The 14,076-nt window shown below is 66.3% G+C and carries 10 protein-coding genes; 7 read left to right on the top strand and 3 right to left on the bottom strand.

Annotated features, from left to right (window positions below; translation table 11 throughout):
• Position 1 precedes the first annotated feature (1 nt).
• A complete protein-coding gene (locus AC07VU_RS10400; RefSeq protein ID WP_277589961.1) occupies positions 2–2,173 on the bottom strand; it encodes a PA5441 family protein in 2,172 nt (723 codons plus the stop codon).
• A gap of 241 nt (positions 2,174–2,414) precedes the next feature.
• Between AC07VU_RS10400 and AC07VU_RS10395 the strand changes: the two genes are divergently transcribed.
• From AC07VU_RS10395 to AC07VU_RS10380, 4 genes are read left to right on the top strand one after another with little or no spacing between them, the layout of a single operon-like run.
• A complete protein-coding gene (locus AC07VU_RS10395) occupies positions 2,415–3,203 on the top strand; it encodes an efflux RND transporter periplasmic adaptor subunit (protein ID WP_274305181.1) in 789 nt (262 codons plus the stop codon).
• The gene (locus tag AC07VU_RS10390; protein ID WP_007928633.1) at positions 3,200–4,519 is read left to right on the top strand and encodes an efflux RND transporter periplasmic adaptor subunit; all 1,320 of its coding nucleotides are present in this window, start codon (positions 3,200–3,202) and stop codon (positions 4,517–4,519) included. The genes AC07VU_RS10395 and AC07VU_RS10390 overlap by 4 nt, the downstream gene beginning before the upstream one ends.
• Positions 4,519–6,615, top strand: coding sequence for a site-2 protease family protein (locus tag AC07VU_RS10385; protein ID WP_274305183.1), 2,097 nt, complete (start codon positions 4,519–4,521; stop codon positions 6,613–6,615). The genes AC07VU_RS10390 and AC07VU_RS10385 overlap by 1 nt, the downstream gene beginning before the upstream one ends.
• 27 nt (positions 6,616–6,642) lie before the next feature.
• On the top strand, positions 6,643–7,146 hold the full coding sequence (locus AC07VU_RS10380; RefSeq protein WP_007928631.1) for a GNAT family N-acetyltransferase: 504 nt from the start codon (positions 6,643–6,645) through the stop codon (positions 7,144–7,146).
• Positions 7,147–7,206: 60 nt separating this feature from the next.
• On the opposite strand, the gene AC07VU_RS10375 is transcribed toward AC07VU_RS10380, so the two are convergent.
• A complete protein-coding gene (locus tag AC07VU_RS10375; RefSeq protein WP_274305184.1) occupies positions 7,207–7,518 on the bottom strand; it encodes a DUF6916 family protein in 312 nt (103 codons plus the stop codon).
• Positions 7,519–7,571: 53 nt separating this feature from the next.
• Positions 7,572–8,159, bottom strand: coding sequence for a phage tail protein (locus AC07VU_RS10370; protein ID WP_009041589.1), 588 nt, complete (start codon positions 8,157–8,159; stop codon positions 7,572–7,574).
• Positions 8,160–8,380: 221 nt separating this feature from the next.
• Here AC07VU_RS10370 and AC07VU_RS10365 point away from each other — a divergent pair, with 221 nt between their 5' ends.
• The 3 genes from AC07VU_RS10365 to AC07VU_RS10355 form a co-directional block, all read left to right on the top strand.
• Positions 8,381–10,036 (top strand): glycosyltransferase family 39 protein, encoded by a 1,656-nt coding sequence (locus AC07VU_RS10365; RefSeq protein ID WP_495029824.1) that lies wholly within the window; start codon positions 8,381–8,383, stop codon positions 10,034–10,036.
• Between the two features lie 220 nt (positions 10,037–10,256).
• Positions 10,257–11,111 (top strand): sulfotransferase family protein, encoded by an 855-nt coding sequence (locus tag AC07VU_RS10360; RefSeq protein WP_053259185.1) that lies wholly within the window; start codon positions 10,257–10,259, stop codon positions 11,109–11,111.
• 50 nt (positions 11,112–11,161) lie between these two features.
• On the top strand, positions 11,162–14,076 hold a 2,915-nt coding region (locus AC07VU_RS10355), incomplete at its 3' end, for an Ig-like domain-containing protein (RefSeq protein ID WP_495029823.1).

Below are 14,076 nucleotides of genomic sequence, written 5' to 3'. Positions count from 1 at the left end.
CTTACCAGTAGTACTGCAGCGACTTGCCCCACTGGGTGTCGGCGAAGGTGCCTTTGAGCTGGCGGAACCAGGCCTTGCGCACCGCCGGTTCGACTTCCTTGCCGCCACAACTGTTGTAGCCCGAGGGTGCGTAGCAGTTGATGGCGCGGTACAGGGCGTAGGCGCGGTCGTCGCGCGGCGCCTTGCTGTTGGCGATCACCTGTTTGTAGCCCTCGAGGCGGGAGAACAGCTTGCCCTTGAAGGCCGATTCCGTACCGCCCAGGGACTGCTTGTCGGGCTGGCTGTCCAGCGGCATGCCATCCAGGCCGTTGCGCAGGATGAATTCACCGAAGCAGTTCAGGCCTTGCGGGCTTTTCCCATCCTTCTCCAACGCCGCCGCGGTTTCTGCGATGCTCGGGCAGATGTAGCCGGACTCGGCCTCTTTGCCGTTCCACTGGAACAGCTTGAGCGACTGGCCGTTGCTGTAGACGTAACCCAGGCTGTAGCCAAGCTTGTCTTCAGGGGCGCTGGCGGGAAGCTGCGCAAGGTCGCTGGCAAAGGCCGCGTACTGGCCGCGCAGCAGGTCCTTGTAGAGCAGCACGAACTGCGCGGTATTCCGTTCCACCGGGTCGGCGGCCTGGCTGATCTGCTGGCGCAGCAGCGTGGCATCGGCCACGTTGCGCAGCAGGGTGAAGCGCACCTGCGGGCTTTGGATCGGCGAGTCGGCGGCGAACACCTTGGCCAGTTGCTGGTTGCGCTCGTAGTTCATGGCCAGGGCCAGCTCCAGCTGTTCCCGTTGCAGCGGTTGCTTGGCCAGGGGCAGCAGTTGCAGCCACAGGGCTTGTGCGCCCGGGCCGTCGTTCTTCGCTTCCAGGGCCAGGCCGCGCAGGGTCTGCTGGCTGAAGGCGAGGTAGTCGAGGTTGGTCGCAGGCTCGGCGGGCAGAAGTTTCAGCGCGGCGTCCGGGTCGTTGTCGACGTACAGGGCGAAGGCCGCTTGCAGGTAGTCGTACAGCGCCGGTTGCCCGGCGAAGACCGCCTTCTGTTGCTGCAAGGCGGCGCGGGTCAGCCGGCCTTCGGCTTGCTCGCGCATCCACATCAGGTCGTTGACCGCCAGCAGCAGGGGCGTGCTGACCGGGTTGCGGTTGACCATCAGCAGCTTGGTGTCGACTTCTTCCACCAGATCGTCCAGCGACAGGTTGCGCTGCTCGTCCTTGGCCTGGGTCATTTGCCAGGCGTAGTCGGCGGCGAGTTTGTCGGGGTTGCCGTCCAGCCAGTGCACCCGGCGCAGCAGGCCCTTGGCCGACGCAACGTAGGCACCCTGTGGATAAGTTTGCAGGTAGGCGTCGAAGCCGGCTTCGGCCTGTTGCAGGGTGGACTTATCCACATGCTCGAGCGCCGGCATGCCGTATTCGTCGAAGGCGTTCTGCTGGGCGCCGTTGAGGAGCGTACGGGCGTTCATGTACAGCGCGGTTTCTTTCAGCCAGGTATTCGGACTGTCCTTGAGCGTGGCGAACGTCGTGCCGGCCTCGCTGAAGCGGCCGCTGTAGAAGTCGCCGGCAGCCTGTAGATAAGTGGCGAAACCCTTGCCCAGCGGTGTCTGCAGATTGGTCGGCAGCAGGCTGGCCAGTTGCGGGCTGTCCCAGTTGCAGGCGGCGAGCAGCTTGACCCGGCTCTGCGCCAGCGCCTGGCGCTCGCTGGCCGGCAGGTCGGCGGCGATCAGTTGGTCGACAAACACTTGGGCGCTGGCGTCCGAGTTGCTGCGGCAGCGGCTGCCTTCGCCGGACAGAAACGCATCGCCGGCCGCCTGAGGAGCTTCGCGCACCACCTGCAAGGCTTCCAGGCGGCCGTTGAGGTCAGTGTCGGCGCTGGCTGCCGGTGCATCCGCCGCTTCGGGGTCGGGCGCCGGGTTCAGGCGAGACACCGAAAACGGCACCGGCCCATACCCTTCGGCCAGGTCGTCGGCGTCCAGCGCTTTCGGCGCCAGGGGCAAGGCACCACTGTCGGCCAGCAACAGGCGCAGGTTCACCCGGCTGTCGTTGCCCGGGTTGAGAAACGGCAGGCTGCTACAGCTTTCGAGATTTTTTTTGAGCAGGGTCCAGTGCGGGTAACAGGAATCGTCGGAGCTGGCCTGGGCCTGATTGCAGAGGAGGGCGCCGAGCGCCAGTGTCAAAGACGACAAAAGACCGATACGCATGAATTGTCCTTAATCCGAAACTATGGGAGCCGAAGGTCCAAGTGTGGTGCAAATCATACAGAAGGCATTCGCTGGCATCTAAAATACCCACACGACCCGATACACGCCGCGCCGGACAAGGCATCTATGCTGTCAGGCGGGTGCTCGATGCGGTTGTCGGGATTGATAAAGATAGTGGCCATTTGCTTGACGCTTGCGCTTGCTGTCTTAGACTCCGCCCATCCGTCAGGGAGTTACGGTTATGCGGCGATTTCATGGATTGGGATTGGGATTCGGATTGACCTGCCTGGTGTGCGTGGCACAGGCGCAGACGCCTGCACCAGACGATCCGCTGCTCAGTGACAGCGCTGCCGGCGCCGCCGTGGCCAGCGGCAGCGAAGCGCGCGGTGTGTTGCGGGCCAAGGATCAGGCGGTACTGGCCGGCGAACTGTCCGGGCGCATCGTCGAGTTGCCCTACAGCGAAGGCGAGTCCTTCAAGAAAGGCGAGGTGCTGGCGCGCTTCGATTGCTCGGCCTACCAGGCCCAGCTCAATGCTGCCCAGGCCGCCAGCCGTGGCGCCAACGAAGAGCTGGCGCACAACCGCCAACTGGCTTCGCTCAACTCGGTCGGCCGCTTCGAAGTGGCGCGAGCCGCGGCCAAGGTCTCCGAGACCCAGGCGCAATCCCAGGTCTACCAGGTGCAGGTCAAGCGTTGCAGCGTGATCGCGCCGTTCGATGGGCAGGTGGTGGCGCGCAAGGTACAGCGCTACGAAAGCGTGACGGCCGGCTCGCCCTTGCTGGAAATCGTCGACAACCGTTCCCTGGAAATCCACCTGCTGGTGCCGTCGAGCTGGATGGGCAAGCTCAAGGCCGGGCAGACCTTCAGCTTCGTCCCCGATGAAACCGGCAAGCCGCTGGCCGCCACGGTCAAGCGCCTCGGCGCGCGGATCGACGAAGGCAGCCAGACGCTGCTGCTGGTGGCGGCCGTACCCAACGCCGAGGGCCTGTTGGCGGGCATGAGCGGCACGGCGCGGTTCGCGGAGCTCAAATGAACGCGCCGGTAGCGGGCGCCGCCGAGCAGGTCTTCGCCCGGTTCCTCGACCTGGAGCGCCAGACCCGCGCCGCGCGCACGGTCGAGCAACTGGCCTACAGCCTGGTCAACGACAGCCAGGCACTGTTCGGCTATCGCCACGCAGCCCTGGTGATCGCTGGCAAGGTCCGCGCGGTGACCGGCGTCAGCGCGCTCGATCCGAATGCGCCCTTCGTGGCTTTCGTCGAACAGGCGGTGGCCCAGCTGTTCAAGCTCGAACTCGCGCAGCAGGCGCGGGTGGTCGCGGCCGAGCAACTGAGCGCCCCGGTACGGGCCGACTGGCAGAGCCTGTCGGCGGCGCAAGTGTTCTGGTTACCGCTGATCGATCGTCAGGGCGCGCTCTTTGGTGGCCTGTGGCTGGCCCGCGACAACCCGTGGAACCCTTCCGAACAAGTATTGCTGGCGCAACTGGGCGACACCTACAGCCACGCCTGGCTGGCGCTGCAACCGCGCAAGCCGTGGCGCCTGCGCTGGAACCGCAAACGCCGGCTGGCGCTGTTGGCGGTGGTGTTGCTGGGCTTGCTGATTCCGGTGCGGCAGTCGGTGCTGGCGCCGGCCGAAGTGGTGCCGCTGGGCGGGCGTGTGGTGGCGGCGCCGCTGGATGGGGTGATCGCCGAGTTTCTGGTCAAGCCCAACCAGACGGTGAAGACCGGCGACCTGCTGCTGCGTTTCGAAAACACCACCCTCAATGCCCAGGCCGATGTCGCCGCCCGCGCCTTGGGCGTGGCCGAGGCGGAACTGAAGGCCAATTCCCAGCGGGCCTTCGCCGATGCCGAATCCAGCTCGAAGATCGACCTGCTGGCGGCCCGGGTTGAACAGAAACGCGCCGAACGCGATTACGCCCGCGAATTGCTCAAGCGCAGCGAAGTACGGGCCGAACGCGACGGCATCGCGGTGTTCGCCGACGCCGAGCGCTGGACCGGCAAACCGGTGCAGACCGGCGAGCGCCTGATGGAAATCGCCGACCCCAACCAGGCCGAGTTGCGCATCGAACTGGCCGTGGGCGATGCCATTGCCCTGGAGCCCGGCGCGCAGGTGGCGCTGTTTCTCGACAGTGACCCGTTGCAGCGCCATCTGGCCAGCCTCGAACGGGCGGCCTACGAGGCGCAGCCGACGCCGGGCGGGCAATTGGCCTACCGCCTCGATGCGCGTTTTCGCGACGCGCCGCCGCGGATCGGCCTGCGCGGCACGGCCAAGCTCTTCGGTGAGCGCGCGCCGCTGGCGCTGTACCTGCTGCGCCGCCCGCTGGCCGGCCTGCGGCAGAGCGTGGGCCTGTAATGAACCTGCCGGGCCTGCGCGCGGACTTGCAGCTGTCGCCGGCGGCGCCGGCACTGGACGGTTCGCCGCGCTGGACCCTGGCCGACCCGGTGCGCGGCCGCTATTTCAAGCTCGGCGCGGCGGCGATGCGCTTGCTCAGGCATTGGTCCCTGGGGGATGCCGGGCAAGTGCTGCGCGCCGCCAATCGCGAGCCGGGGTTGCCCCTGGGCGGCGCGGAACTGGAAGAGCTGCTGGGTTTTTTGCGCAGCCATGACCTGATCACCGCCCTCGATCCGCAGCAGCGCGCCAGCTATGAGCTCAAGGCCGCCGCCCAGCACCAGAGCCTGTGGCAGGTGCTGCTGCACCAATACCTGTTCTTTCGTATCCCGCTGTGGCGCCCGGACGCCTTTCTCAATCGCGCCTGGCCGTGGCTGGCGCGGTTCGGCCCGGGGTTGCTGCGCTACGGCTTGCCCCTGACCCTGGGGCTGGGCGTATTTTTGGTGTCGCGGGACTGGCAGCGCTTCCTGGCGACCTTTCCCCACTTGTTCAGCCTCGGCGGCGCCCTGGCGTTCGGCGTGGCGCTGTTCTTCGCCAAGCTGTGCCATGAGTTCGGCCACGCCTTCATGGCCAAGCGCGCCGGTTGCCGGGTGCAGAGCATGGGGGTGGCGTTCATGGTGCTGCTGCCGATGTTCTACACCGACGTCAGCGATGCCTGGCGGGTCAATGACCGCCGCGCGCGCTTGCTGATCGGCGCCGGCGGCGTGCTGGCCGAGCTGCTGCTGGCCAGCATCGCCCTGCTGGCCTGGTCGCTGCTGCCGGACGGCCCGGCGCGCACCGCGGCCTTCATGCTCGCCAGCGCCACCTGGATCACCACCCTGGTGATCAACCTGAACCCCTTCATGCGCTTCGACGGCTACTTTCTGCTGAGCGATTTCTGGGAGGTGGACAACCTGCAAGGGCGGGCCTTCGCCCTCTGTCGCTGGCGCCTGCGCGAGGCCTTGTTCGGCTACCGGGAGCCGGCGCCGGAGCCCTGGTCGCCGGCCATGCAGCGGCGTCTGCTGTGGTGGGGTTATGGCTCGTGGCTGTGGCGCGCGGTGCTGTTTTTCGGGATTGCGCTGGCGGTGTACCACCTGTTTTTCAAGCTGCTGGGCATCTTCCTGATGCTGGTGGAACTGGTCTGGTTCATCTTTTTGCCCATCGTGCGGGAATGGCGCGAATGGTGGACGCACCGCGAACAGGCCCACGCGCCACGGGTATTGCTCAGCGGCCTGGGGTTGTTGGCGGCGCTGCTGCTGGTGGCGGTGCCCTGGCGCGGCTCGGTGGAGGTGCCGGCGATGCTCGAAGCCGGGCGCGCCAGCGCCTTGCATGCGCCGGTGGCGGCGCGGGTCCGGCAGGTCAATGTCAGCGACGGCCAGGCGGTGAGCAAGGGCCAGGTTCTGGTTGAGCTCGAATCCCCGGACCTGGCCTCGCGCCAGACCATCGCCCGGCGGGAAATCGAGATCCAGCAATTGCAGATGCGCCGCCGCGCCGGGCGCAGCGAGACCGCCGCCGATGCCGGGATCGTCGAACAGCAGCTGGCCGAGGCCGTGGCCGAATACCGCGGCCTGTCGGCGCAACGCGAGCGCCTGCTGCTGCGCGCGCCCGAGGCCGGTCAGCTGCGTGACTTGCTGCCGCAACTGCAGGTGGGCCGCTGGGTTTCGCCCAAGGAGCCGCTGGCCCGGGTGGTCGAGCCGGGGGCGCGCTTGCGTGGTTTTCTCGCCGAGGCCGACCTGTGGCGGGTCGCGCCGGGCGCCACGGGCCGCTTTATCGCCGACGACCCGATGCACCCGGCGCTCGAGGTGCAATTGACCGAAGTCGATACCAACGGTGTGGCGTATATCGATCAGGAGGCGCTGACCTCCGATCACCATGGGCCGATTGCCGTGCGCCGCGATGAAAGCCGCCGCGCCGAACCGGTCCAGGCGCAGTACGGCGCGCGGCTCAAGGTGCTCGATGCCAGCGTCACCCCGAGCCAGCCGCTGCGCGGCGTGGTGGTGTTGCAGGGGCGTGGCGAGTCGCTGCTCGGTACGGCCTGGCGGCGCCTGGCGGCATTGGGCGTGAGGGAAAGCGGGTTCTGAAACAAGGAATGTTCAGGGAGAACGCATATGTTGCATAAGGATTCGGCCATGTCCGATGGCCTGGTGGTACGTCCGTCGCGACCCACCGACGGACCGTTCCTGCAAAGCCTTTACCGTTCGGCGCGCAGCGATCTGCAATGGATCGATGGCGAACAGGAGCAGATCGAGCAGGTGATCGCCCAGCAGTTCCAGGTCCAGGAGCAGGGGGCGGGGGAGAACTTCCCCGGCGCCATGCACTACGTGATCGAAAAGCTCGGCAGCGCCATCGGTGCCCTGACCACCGATTTCGGCGCCAATGAAATCCGTGTGCTGTACCTGGCGTTCATTCCCGCCGCCCGTGGTCGCGGTTATGGGCGCACGGTGCTGCAGGGCGTGCAGAAAGCCGCCGAGCAGGTGCGCTGCCCGGTGGCTACGGTGGTCTGGGCCAGCAACCCCCATGCGCGCCGGCATTACCTGGCGCTGGGGTTTCAGGTCGAGGAAGCCAACCCGGCGGCCGAGCGGCTGGTGTGGTACCCCGGCCCGCGCGGCTGAGCGACGTAACTCGGCGGGTTCGAGCCGGTGCCCGGGGCGCTGCCGCCAGGCACGCTCGGTTCAGTTGAAGGCGATATAGAAATAGCCCAGCGTCGGATCGCGGCCCAGGGCCGGCACCCGTGACACGAACATGCCCTGCAGGTGGCCGACGCCGGGCAGTTCCAGGTCGCACAGGCCGTCGACGAACACTGTCGGCGCCAGGCTGTTGAGCTCGACGCAGAAGGGCATGCGCGGGCTGTTCGGCATGCGGGACTGGGGAGTGTCCTTGATGGACTCGATATGGACCGGCAACACGCTGCCGTCCGGTAGCAACAGATTGCAGGTTTGCCCCAGCAAAGGCTGGAAATGCTCACTTTGCAGCAGATGCAGCATGGCGCCACTCCTGGCCGGAAAAAGGGCCGGGGGAATGTCCCCCGGCGCGAACTTCAATTGCGCGATGGGAACAGACCGTTCAAGGCCACGCTGAAGTTGATCACCAGGAACGGATTCATGACTTCCAGCGGCAGGCCGTTGCCGGCGGGCGAGATGGTGCCGGAGATCGTGGTGCTGACCCCTTGGAGGGGCACCGGCGTGGCGCCCAGCCCGTCGGAATAGATGGTCGCGGTGCCCGGCCCGCCGCCGGAGGTGCCGATGAACGAGTTGGTGGCCGTGGGCACGCTGACCGGGCTGCTGGCGGGGTTGGCCAATTGCAGCGTGGTGGCGGCGCTCACGCTGGCGAGGGTGTGGGTGTGGGACGGCAGGTTGTTGAGGGTCGGGGTGACGTTTTCGGTACCGGAAACCTCGCCGATCACCCGTGGCGTCAGGCCCAGCCCGTTACCCTGGCCGATGGGCAGCCGCCCTTGCAGGTTCGGCAGTTGGAAGTTGGTGGTGCCGTTGCCGCCGTAGTAGGTGCCCAGCAGCGAAAACAGCGCCTGGTATTGCGAGATTCCCAGGGTCTGGCCATAACACGAGGCCCAGCCGTTGGGAGGGAAGTTAAAGGAAAAAGCTTGAATGGTGCCCATGAACACTTCCATAGTTTTTTATCCTTCAGGTTAATCAGTGGAACTCCCTGAGCCGATCCCTGGTGTCTGGCCTGACAGCTTGACCGATACGGTCAGAACGCCAAGCGGGCTCGTTGACAGCAATGGTTAGCGTAGACGCTGTTCCGCCAGTCGCCTGGGGTGATGGGGTGCCTTATGTCTGGCCGGATAAACAGCGATGCTGTGGTGGTAAAACGTTGGTGCAGGGGACATTCATGGCGTTTCGCAGAGAGCCGCAATTGCTGGATACGGCCGGGCCGGGCATCGCCAATCGGCTGGCGAGCGACGCACAGCGCCTGGTCGCGGTGCTGCGGGCGTACTGGCTGCTGCCGATTTTGCTGCTGGCAGCGGCCACCCGTTTCTACGACCTGACCGCCGCGGCCATCTGGGGCGATGAAGGCTCCAGCCTGTTGCTCAGCCGCTACGGCCTGAGCGAACTCTGGGTGCATGCCGCCCACGATGTGCATCCGCCGCTGTACTTCATGCTGCTGCGCGGCTGGATCGCGCTGTTTGGCGACGGCATCTTTGCCATTCGCAGTTTCAGCGCCTGGCCGGGGATCGTCTGTGTCGGCCTGGGGGTGTGGCTAGTGGCGCAGATCGCCAGCCGCCGCGCGGCGATCCTCGCCGGGTTCCTGCTGGCCCTGCTGCCCACCGCCGTGCGCTACAGCCAGGAAGTGCGCATGTATGCCTTGTTGGGGGTGTGTCTGCTCTGCGCCACCCTGGCCCTGGTGTACTGGCTCAGGCAGCCCGCACGCCAGCGCTACCTGGTGTATTACACGCTGCTGATGAGCGCGGCGTTCTACACCCACTATTTCACCGCGCTCTGCGTGCTTGCCCACTGGGCGTACCTGTTGCTGTTGCGCCTGCAAGCGACGCCTGCGAGCCGGGCGATCAACCAGCCGGGCTGGTGGCTGGCCAATCTCGCCATCGTCATGCTGTTCGCCCCCTGGCTGCCGGGGCTGGTGGACCTGCTGCAGCATATCGACCAGCTGAAAGCTAGCGGCGACGTGGGCTGGGAGCCGTCGGTGGAGTTTTTTTCATTGCCCTCGATGGTCTGGCAATTGCTGACCCAGGACGATGGCGAAAGCCGTTCCCCGCTGCTGTTCGCGGGCCTGCCGCTGCTGGTGCTGAGCGTTGTCGCAATGCTCGCCTGGCGCGACCGCACGCCTTGGCGCTGGAGCTGGCTGCTGGCGATCTACAGCGTGCTGCCGCTGTTGCTGGTGTTTGCGGTGTCATTCGTTTCGCCGGTGTTCATCGAGCGCTACCTGACGGCCTATGCCCTGGGCCTGCCGCTGCTTTTCGCGATGGCGATCGACCGGCTGCTGGAGCATGCCCAGGTGCATGCCCGCGCGCTGGCGCTGGCGGTCCTGCTGCTGTTCGCCGGGGCCGAGGGGGTCGGCCTGAAGAACAACGCCACGGTGGATAGCAACGATCAGATCAGCGTGCTGGTGGACTACGTGAACCAGCACTACGTGGCCGGCGACCGGATCGTTACCAGCGACCTGCTGTGGTACCTGAGCTACGTCTACTACAACCGTACCGACGCCCAGCCGCTGCTCTACACCCCGCCCACGCCCGCCGGCGTCTCCACTCGGCCCAACGCCTATGGTTTCGGCACCCTGGTCGAGCAGCAGGCTGACAGGCTTTACCTCGACCGGCTGTCGGCGTTGCCGGTGGGCAGTGGTCGCGTCTGGCTGATCGGCACGGCCGACCAACCCGACGAATTCGCCCCGCTGCCGGCGCAATGGCGAAAAACCGGCGAATTCACCGCCGGCGGGGTCACGGCGCGGTTGCTGGTGATATGCGGCGTGGCGCAGGGCCAGGCGTCGCTGCAAGCACTGTGCACCCAGGCTGGGAAACCTGCTGGATAGCGGCCTTGGGCGGTTTTGCGCAAAAAATCGGCCTGTGAACCGGCCGATGACGAAAGGCAGAATTCAGGGCCAGCAGTGGCTTAATCGGTTCACGTCCAGTCCCAGAGCGGCGAGTGTTTTTAAAACACACGTTTTTTATGGTTTTTGCTTCGAATTGATATCAAAGCACCACTAGTTGGTTTTCTGACCTTGCACTACGCTTTTCCCTACAAATGGACTTATGGCTAGGGTGAAGGGATTGCCGCAGTTCCACTTTATCTCCGGTTTACCGCGCTCAGGGTCGACCCTGCTGTCGGCCATCCTGCTGCAGAACCCGCGCTTTCACGCCGGCATGACCAGCCCGGTGGGGGCGCTGTTCAGCGGCATCCTCGAACAATGCAGCGCCGGCAGCGAATTCGGCGCGGTCATCGACATCGACATGCGCCGCCGCCTGCTGCGCGGGCTGTTCGACTCCTACTACGCCGACAAGGCCGATAAACCCGTCGTCTTCGACACCAATCGCCAATGGTGCGCGCGCCTGCCGGCCTTGAAGGACCTGTTTCCCAAGGCCAAGACCATCGCCTGTGTGCGCAATGTCGCCTGGGTCATGGACAGCCTGGAACGGCTGTACCGGGCCAACCCCTTCGAAAACACCAAGCTGTTCGGCGATGCGGTCGAGCGCAACTCGGTCTACAGCCGCTGCGAAACCCTGGCCCAGCACAACCGGCTGGTGGGGTATGCCTGGACCGCCTTGAAAGAAGCCTATTACGGCGAAAACGCCGATTCGCTGCTGATCGTCGACTACGACCTGCTGAGCCAGGCCCCGGAGCGGGTGATGCGGCTGATCTACGACTTTATCGACGAACCCTGGTTCGAACACGATTTCGACAGCCTGGCCTACGACGCGCCCGAGTTCGACCAGGCGCTGGGAGTCGCGGGCCTGCACAAGGTCAAGGCGCGGGTGGCGCTGCAGTCGCGGCGCACCATCCTGCCGCCGGACCTGTTCGAGAAGTATGCGGAGCTGTCCTTCTGGAAAGACGGGGCATCCAGCGCCGCCAATGTCATTCGCATGAAATCCGACGCCGCGGTCCGTTGACCGCGGTTTTCATTTGCACCTTTCAGCACGTTCGAGTCCGGGTGAGCATCATGTGGTGGAGCAAAGGCAAGTCGCGGGTCAATCAGCGGGCCACCGGGCGGGCGAATGCCCTGGCCTCTCCGATGATCATGCCGCTGGAGCCGCGCATGCTGTTCGACGGTGCGGTGGCGGCGACGGTGGCCGATGTCGCCCAGCCGGACAGCCACACCACCACGGACGTGGCCAAGACGCCGACCGCCGCCGATCAGCCGAGCGTCAGCCAGGACACCCATGGCCAGGCCGATGCCGCGACCCCGACCGCGGTACCGGGGCTGACGGTGGTGTTCGTCGATTCGCGGGTCAAGGACGCCGACAGCCTGCTCCAGGGCCTGGCGCCCGGCACCCAGGTGGTGCAACTGGGGGCGAACCAGGATGGCCTGCAGCAGATCGCCGATTACCTGGACCAGCACCAGGGCGTCAGTTCGGTGCAGATCATCGCCCACGGCAATGCCGGCGACCTGTGGCTGGGCAACAGCTACCTCTCGGCCGACAACGTCCAGGCGCGCAGCGCAGTGCTGGCGGACATCGGCCAGGACATGAACGCCGGCGGCGATATCCTGATCTACGGCTGCTACACCGCCGAGGGTGAACGCGGCCTGAGTTTCGTCGACTCGCTGGCGCAACTCACCGGTCGCGACGTGGCCGCCTCCAGCGACCGCACCGGCCTGGGGGGCGACTGGGAACTGGAGATCGCCACCGGCACCATCGAAAGCGCCAACGTGCTGTCCACCCAGGCCATGCAGGATTATCAGTGGGGGCTGGCGACCTGGACCGCCACCAACAACGCCAACACCGGCGTGGGTTCGTTGCGGGCGGCGCTGGCGTCGGCGCAGAACGGCGACATCGTCACCTTCAGCAGCGGCATGACGGTGCAGCTGACCTCCGAACTGCTGGTCAACAAGAACGTGACCATCGACGGCGACCTGAACAACGACGGCGCGGCGGACGTGATCCTCGACGGTCAGTACCGCACCCGCGTCATCGAAGTGACCGCGGGCAGTACCGTGACCCTCGATGGCCTGGTGATCACCCGGGGCCTGGTCTCGGGCAACGGCGGCAACGGTGGGTATGGCGCGACCGGCGCCATGGCCGGGGGGATTTTCAACGCCGGCAACCTCACCCTCAACAACGTCACCGTGACCTCCAACGCGGCTTCGGGCGGCGGCGGTGGCGGCGGTGTCACCGGCGCGTTCTACGGCGGTGGCGGTGGTGGCGGCGGCGGGCTGGGTGGCCAGGGTGGCGGCCACGGCGGTTCCGCCGGCCCCGGCACCGGCACACTGGGCGGCCAGGCAGGCAGCGGTGGCGTGGGCGGTTATGGCGGTGGCTACGACGCCACCCACATGGGCGGTCGCGGCGGTACCAGCACCGGCGGCGCCGGCGGCGTGGGCGTGTCTTATTACAGCAACGGCGGTAACGGCGCCACGGCCACCAACGGCACGATTTCCATCGGCGGTGGCGGCGGCGGCGCGGGTTGGGACAAGGTCGGCGGCGCGGGCGGCAATGCCGCCGGCGGGATCTACAACGCCTCCAGCGGCACCCTCACGGTGATCGGCACCTCGACCATCAGCAACAACATCGGCGCGGGCGGCGGCGGTGGCGGTGGTGGCGGCCAAGGCAGCAACGCCAGCAATGGCGGGATTGGCGGCCGCGGCGTCGGCGCGGTCTGGAACAAGGGCACCTTCCTGATCACCGCGGCCAACTTCGCCGCGCTGAGCGGTAACGCGGCGGCCAGTGGCGCCGGTGGCGTAGCGCTGGGCGGTGGCAGCACCGGTACTTCGCCGACGTCGGTGGCGACCATCTACAACGACGGCGGCATCCTCAATACCGCCTATGCACCACCGCCCACCGCGACCATAGTGGTGGCGGACAGCGCGCTGAAAATCGGCGAGACCTCGCTGGTAACCATCACCTTCAGCGAGGCGGTGACCGGCTTCACCAACGCCGACCTGACCATCGCCAACGGCACCCTGACCGCGGTGAGCAGCAGCGACGGCGGCATCACCTGGACCGCCACCTTCACCCCGACTTCGAGCATCACCGATACCAGCAACGTCATCACCCTGGATAACACCGGGGTCATCAATGGCCTGGGCACCGCCGGGGTCGGCACCACCGACTCCAATAACTATGCGATCGATACCGTACGGCCGACCGCGACCATAGTGGTGGCGGACAACGCCTTGAGGGTCGGTGAAACCTCGCTGGTGACCATCACCTTCAGCGAAGCGGTGAGCGGCTTCACCAACGCCGACCTGAGCATCGCCAACGGCACCCTGAGCGCGGTGAGCAGCAGCGACGGCGGCATCACCTGGACCGGCACTTTCACCCCGAGCGCCAGCATCACCGATACGACCAACCTGATCACTTTGGACAACACCGGCATCGCCGACCTGGCCGGCAACGCCGGCAGCGGCACCACCGATTCCAACAACTATGCGATCGATACGGTGCGCCCGACCGCGACCATCGTGGTCGCCGACAGCACCCTCACGGCGGGCGAAACTTCCCTGGTGACCATCACCTTCAGCGAAGCGGTGAGCGGCTTCACCAATGCCGACCTGAGTATTGCCAACGGCACTTTGAGCGCGGTGAGCAGCAGTGATGGCGGCATCACCTGGACCGCCACCTTTACCCCGACCGATGGCATCAGCGATAGCAGCAACCTGATCACCCTGAACAACACCGGCATCGCCGACCTGGCCGGCAACACCGGTAGCGGCACCACGGACTCGGGCAACTACGTGATCAACACCGCGCACCCGACGGCGACCATAGTGGTGGCCGACAATGCCCTGAGGATCGGTGAGACCTCGCTGGTGACCATCACCTTCTCCGAGGCGGTGACGGGTTTCACCAACGCCGACCTGACCGTCGCCAACGGCACCCTGAGCGCGGTGAGCAGCAGCGACGGCGGCATTACCTGGAC

Source organism: Pseudomonas sp. GW821-FHT02B10, from assembly GCF_059421865.1.
The sequence above is the reverse complement of the archived record's forward strand: the minus strand, read 5'-3'. Positions and strand labels throughout refer to the sequence as shown.

Bases quoted from the DNA above. Each gene is read 5' to 3' on its own strand.
- AC07VU_RS10365 (WP_495029824.1), top strand. From the start codon at position 8,381: ATGGCGTTTCGCAGAGAGCCGCAATTGCTGGATACGGCCGGGCCGGGC.
- AC07VU_RS10395 (WP_274305181.1), top strand. From the start codon at position 2,415: ATGCGGCGATTTCATGGATTGGGATTGGGATTCGGATTGACCTGCCTG.
- AC07VU_RS10380 (WP_007928631.1), top strand. From the start codon at position 6,643: ATGTTGCATAAGGATTCGGCCATGTCCGATGGCCTGGTGGTACGTCCG.
- AC07VU_RS10385 (WP_274305183.1), top strand. From the start codon at position 4,519: ATGAACCTGCCGGGCCTGCGCGCGGACTTGCAGCTGTCGCCGGCGGCG.
- AC07VU_RS10360 (WP_053259185.1), top strand. From the start codon at position 10,257: ATGGCTAGGGTGAAGGGATTGCCGCAGTTCCACTTTATCTCCGGTTTA.
- AC07VU_RS10370 (WP_009041589.1), bottom strand. From the start codon at position 8,159: ATGGAAGTGTTCATGGGCACCATTCAAGCTTTTTCCTTTAACTTCCCT.
- AC07VU_RS10390 (WP_007928633.1), top strand. From the start codon at position 3,200: ATGAACGCGCCGGTAGCGGGCGCCGCCGAGCAGGTCTTCGCCCGGTTC.
- AC07VU_RS10400 (WP_277589961.1), bottom strand. From the start codon at position 2,173: ATGCGTATCGGTCTTTTGTCGTCTTTGACACTGGCGCTCGGCGCCCTC.
- AC07VU_RS10375 (WP_274305184.1), bottom strand. From the start codon at position 7,518: ATGCTGCATCTGCTGCAAAGTGAGCATTTCCAGCCTTTGCTGGGGCAA.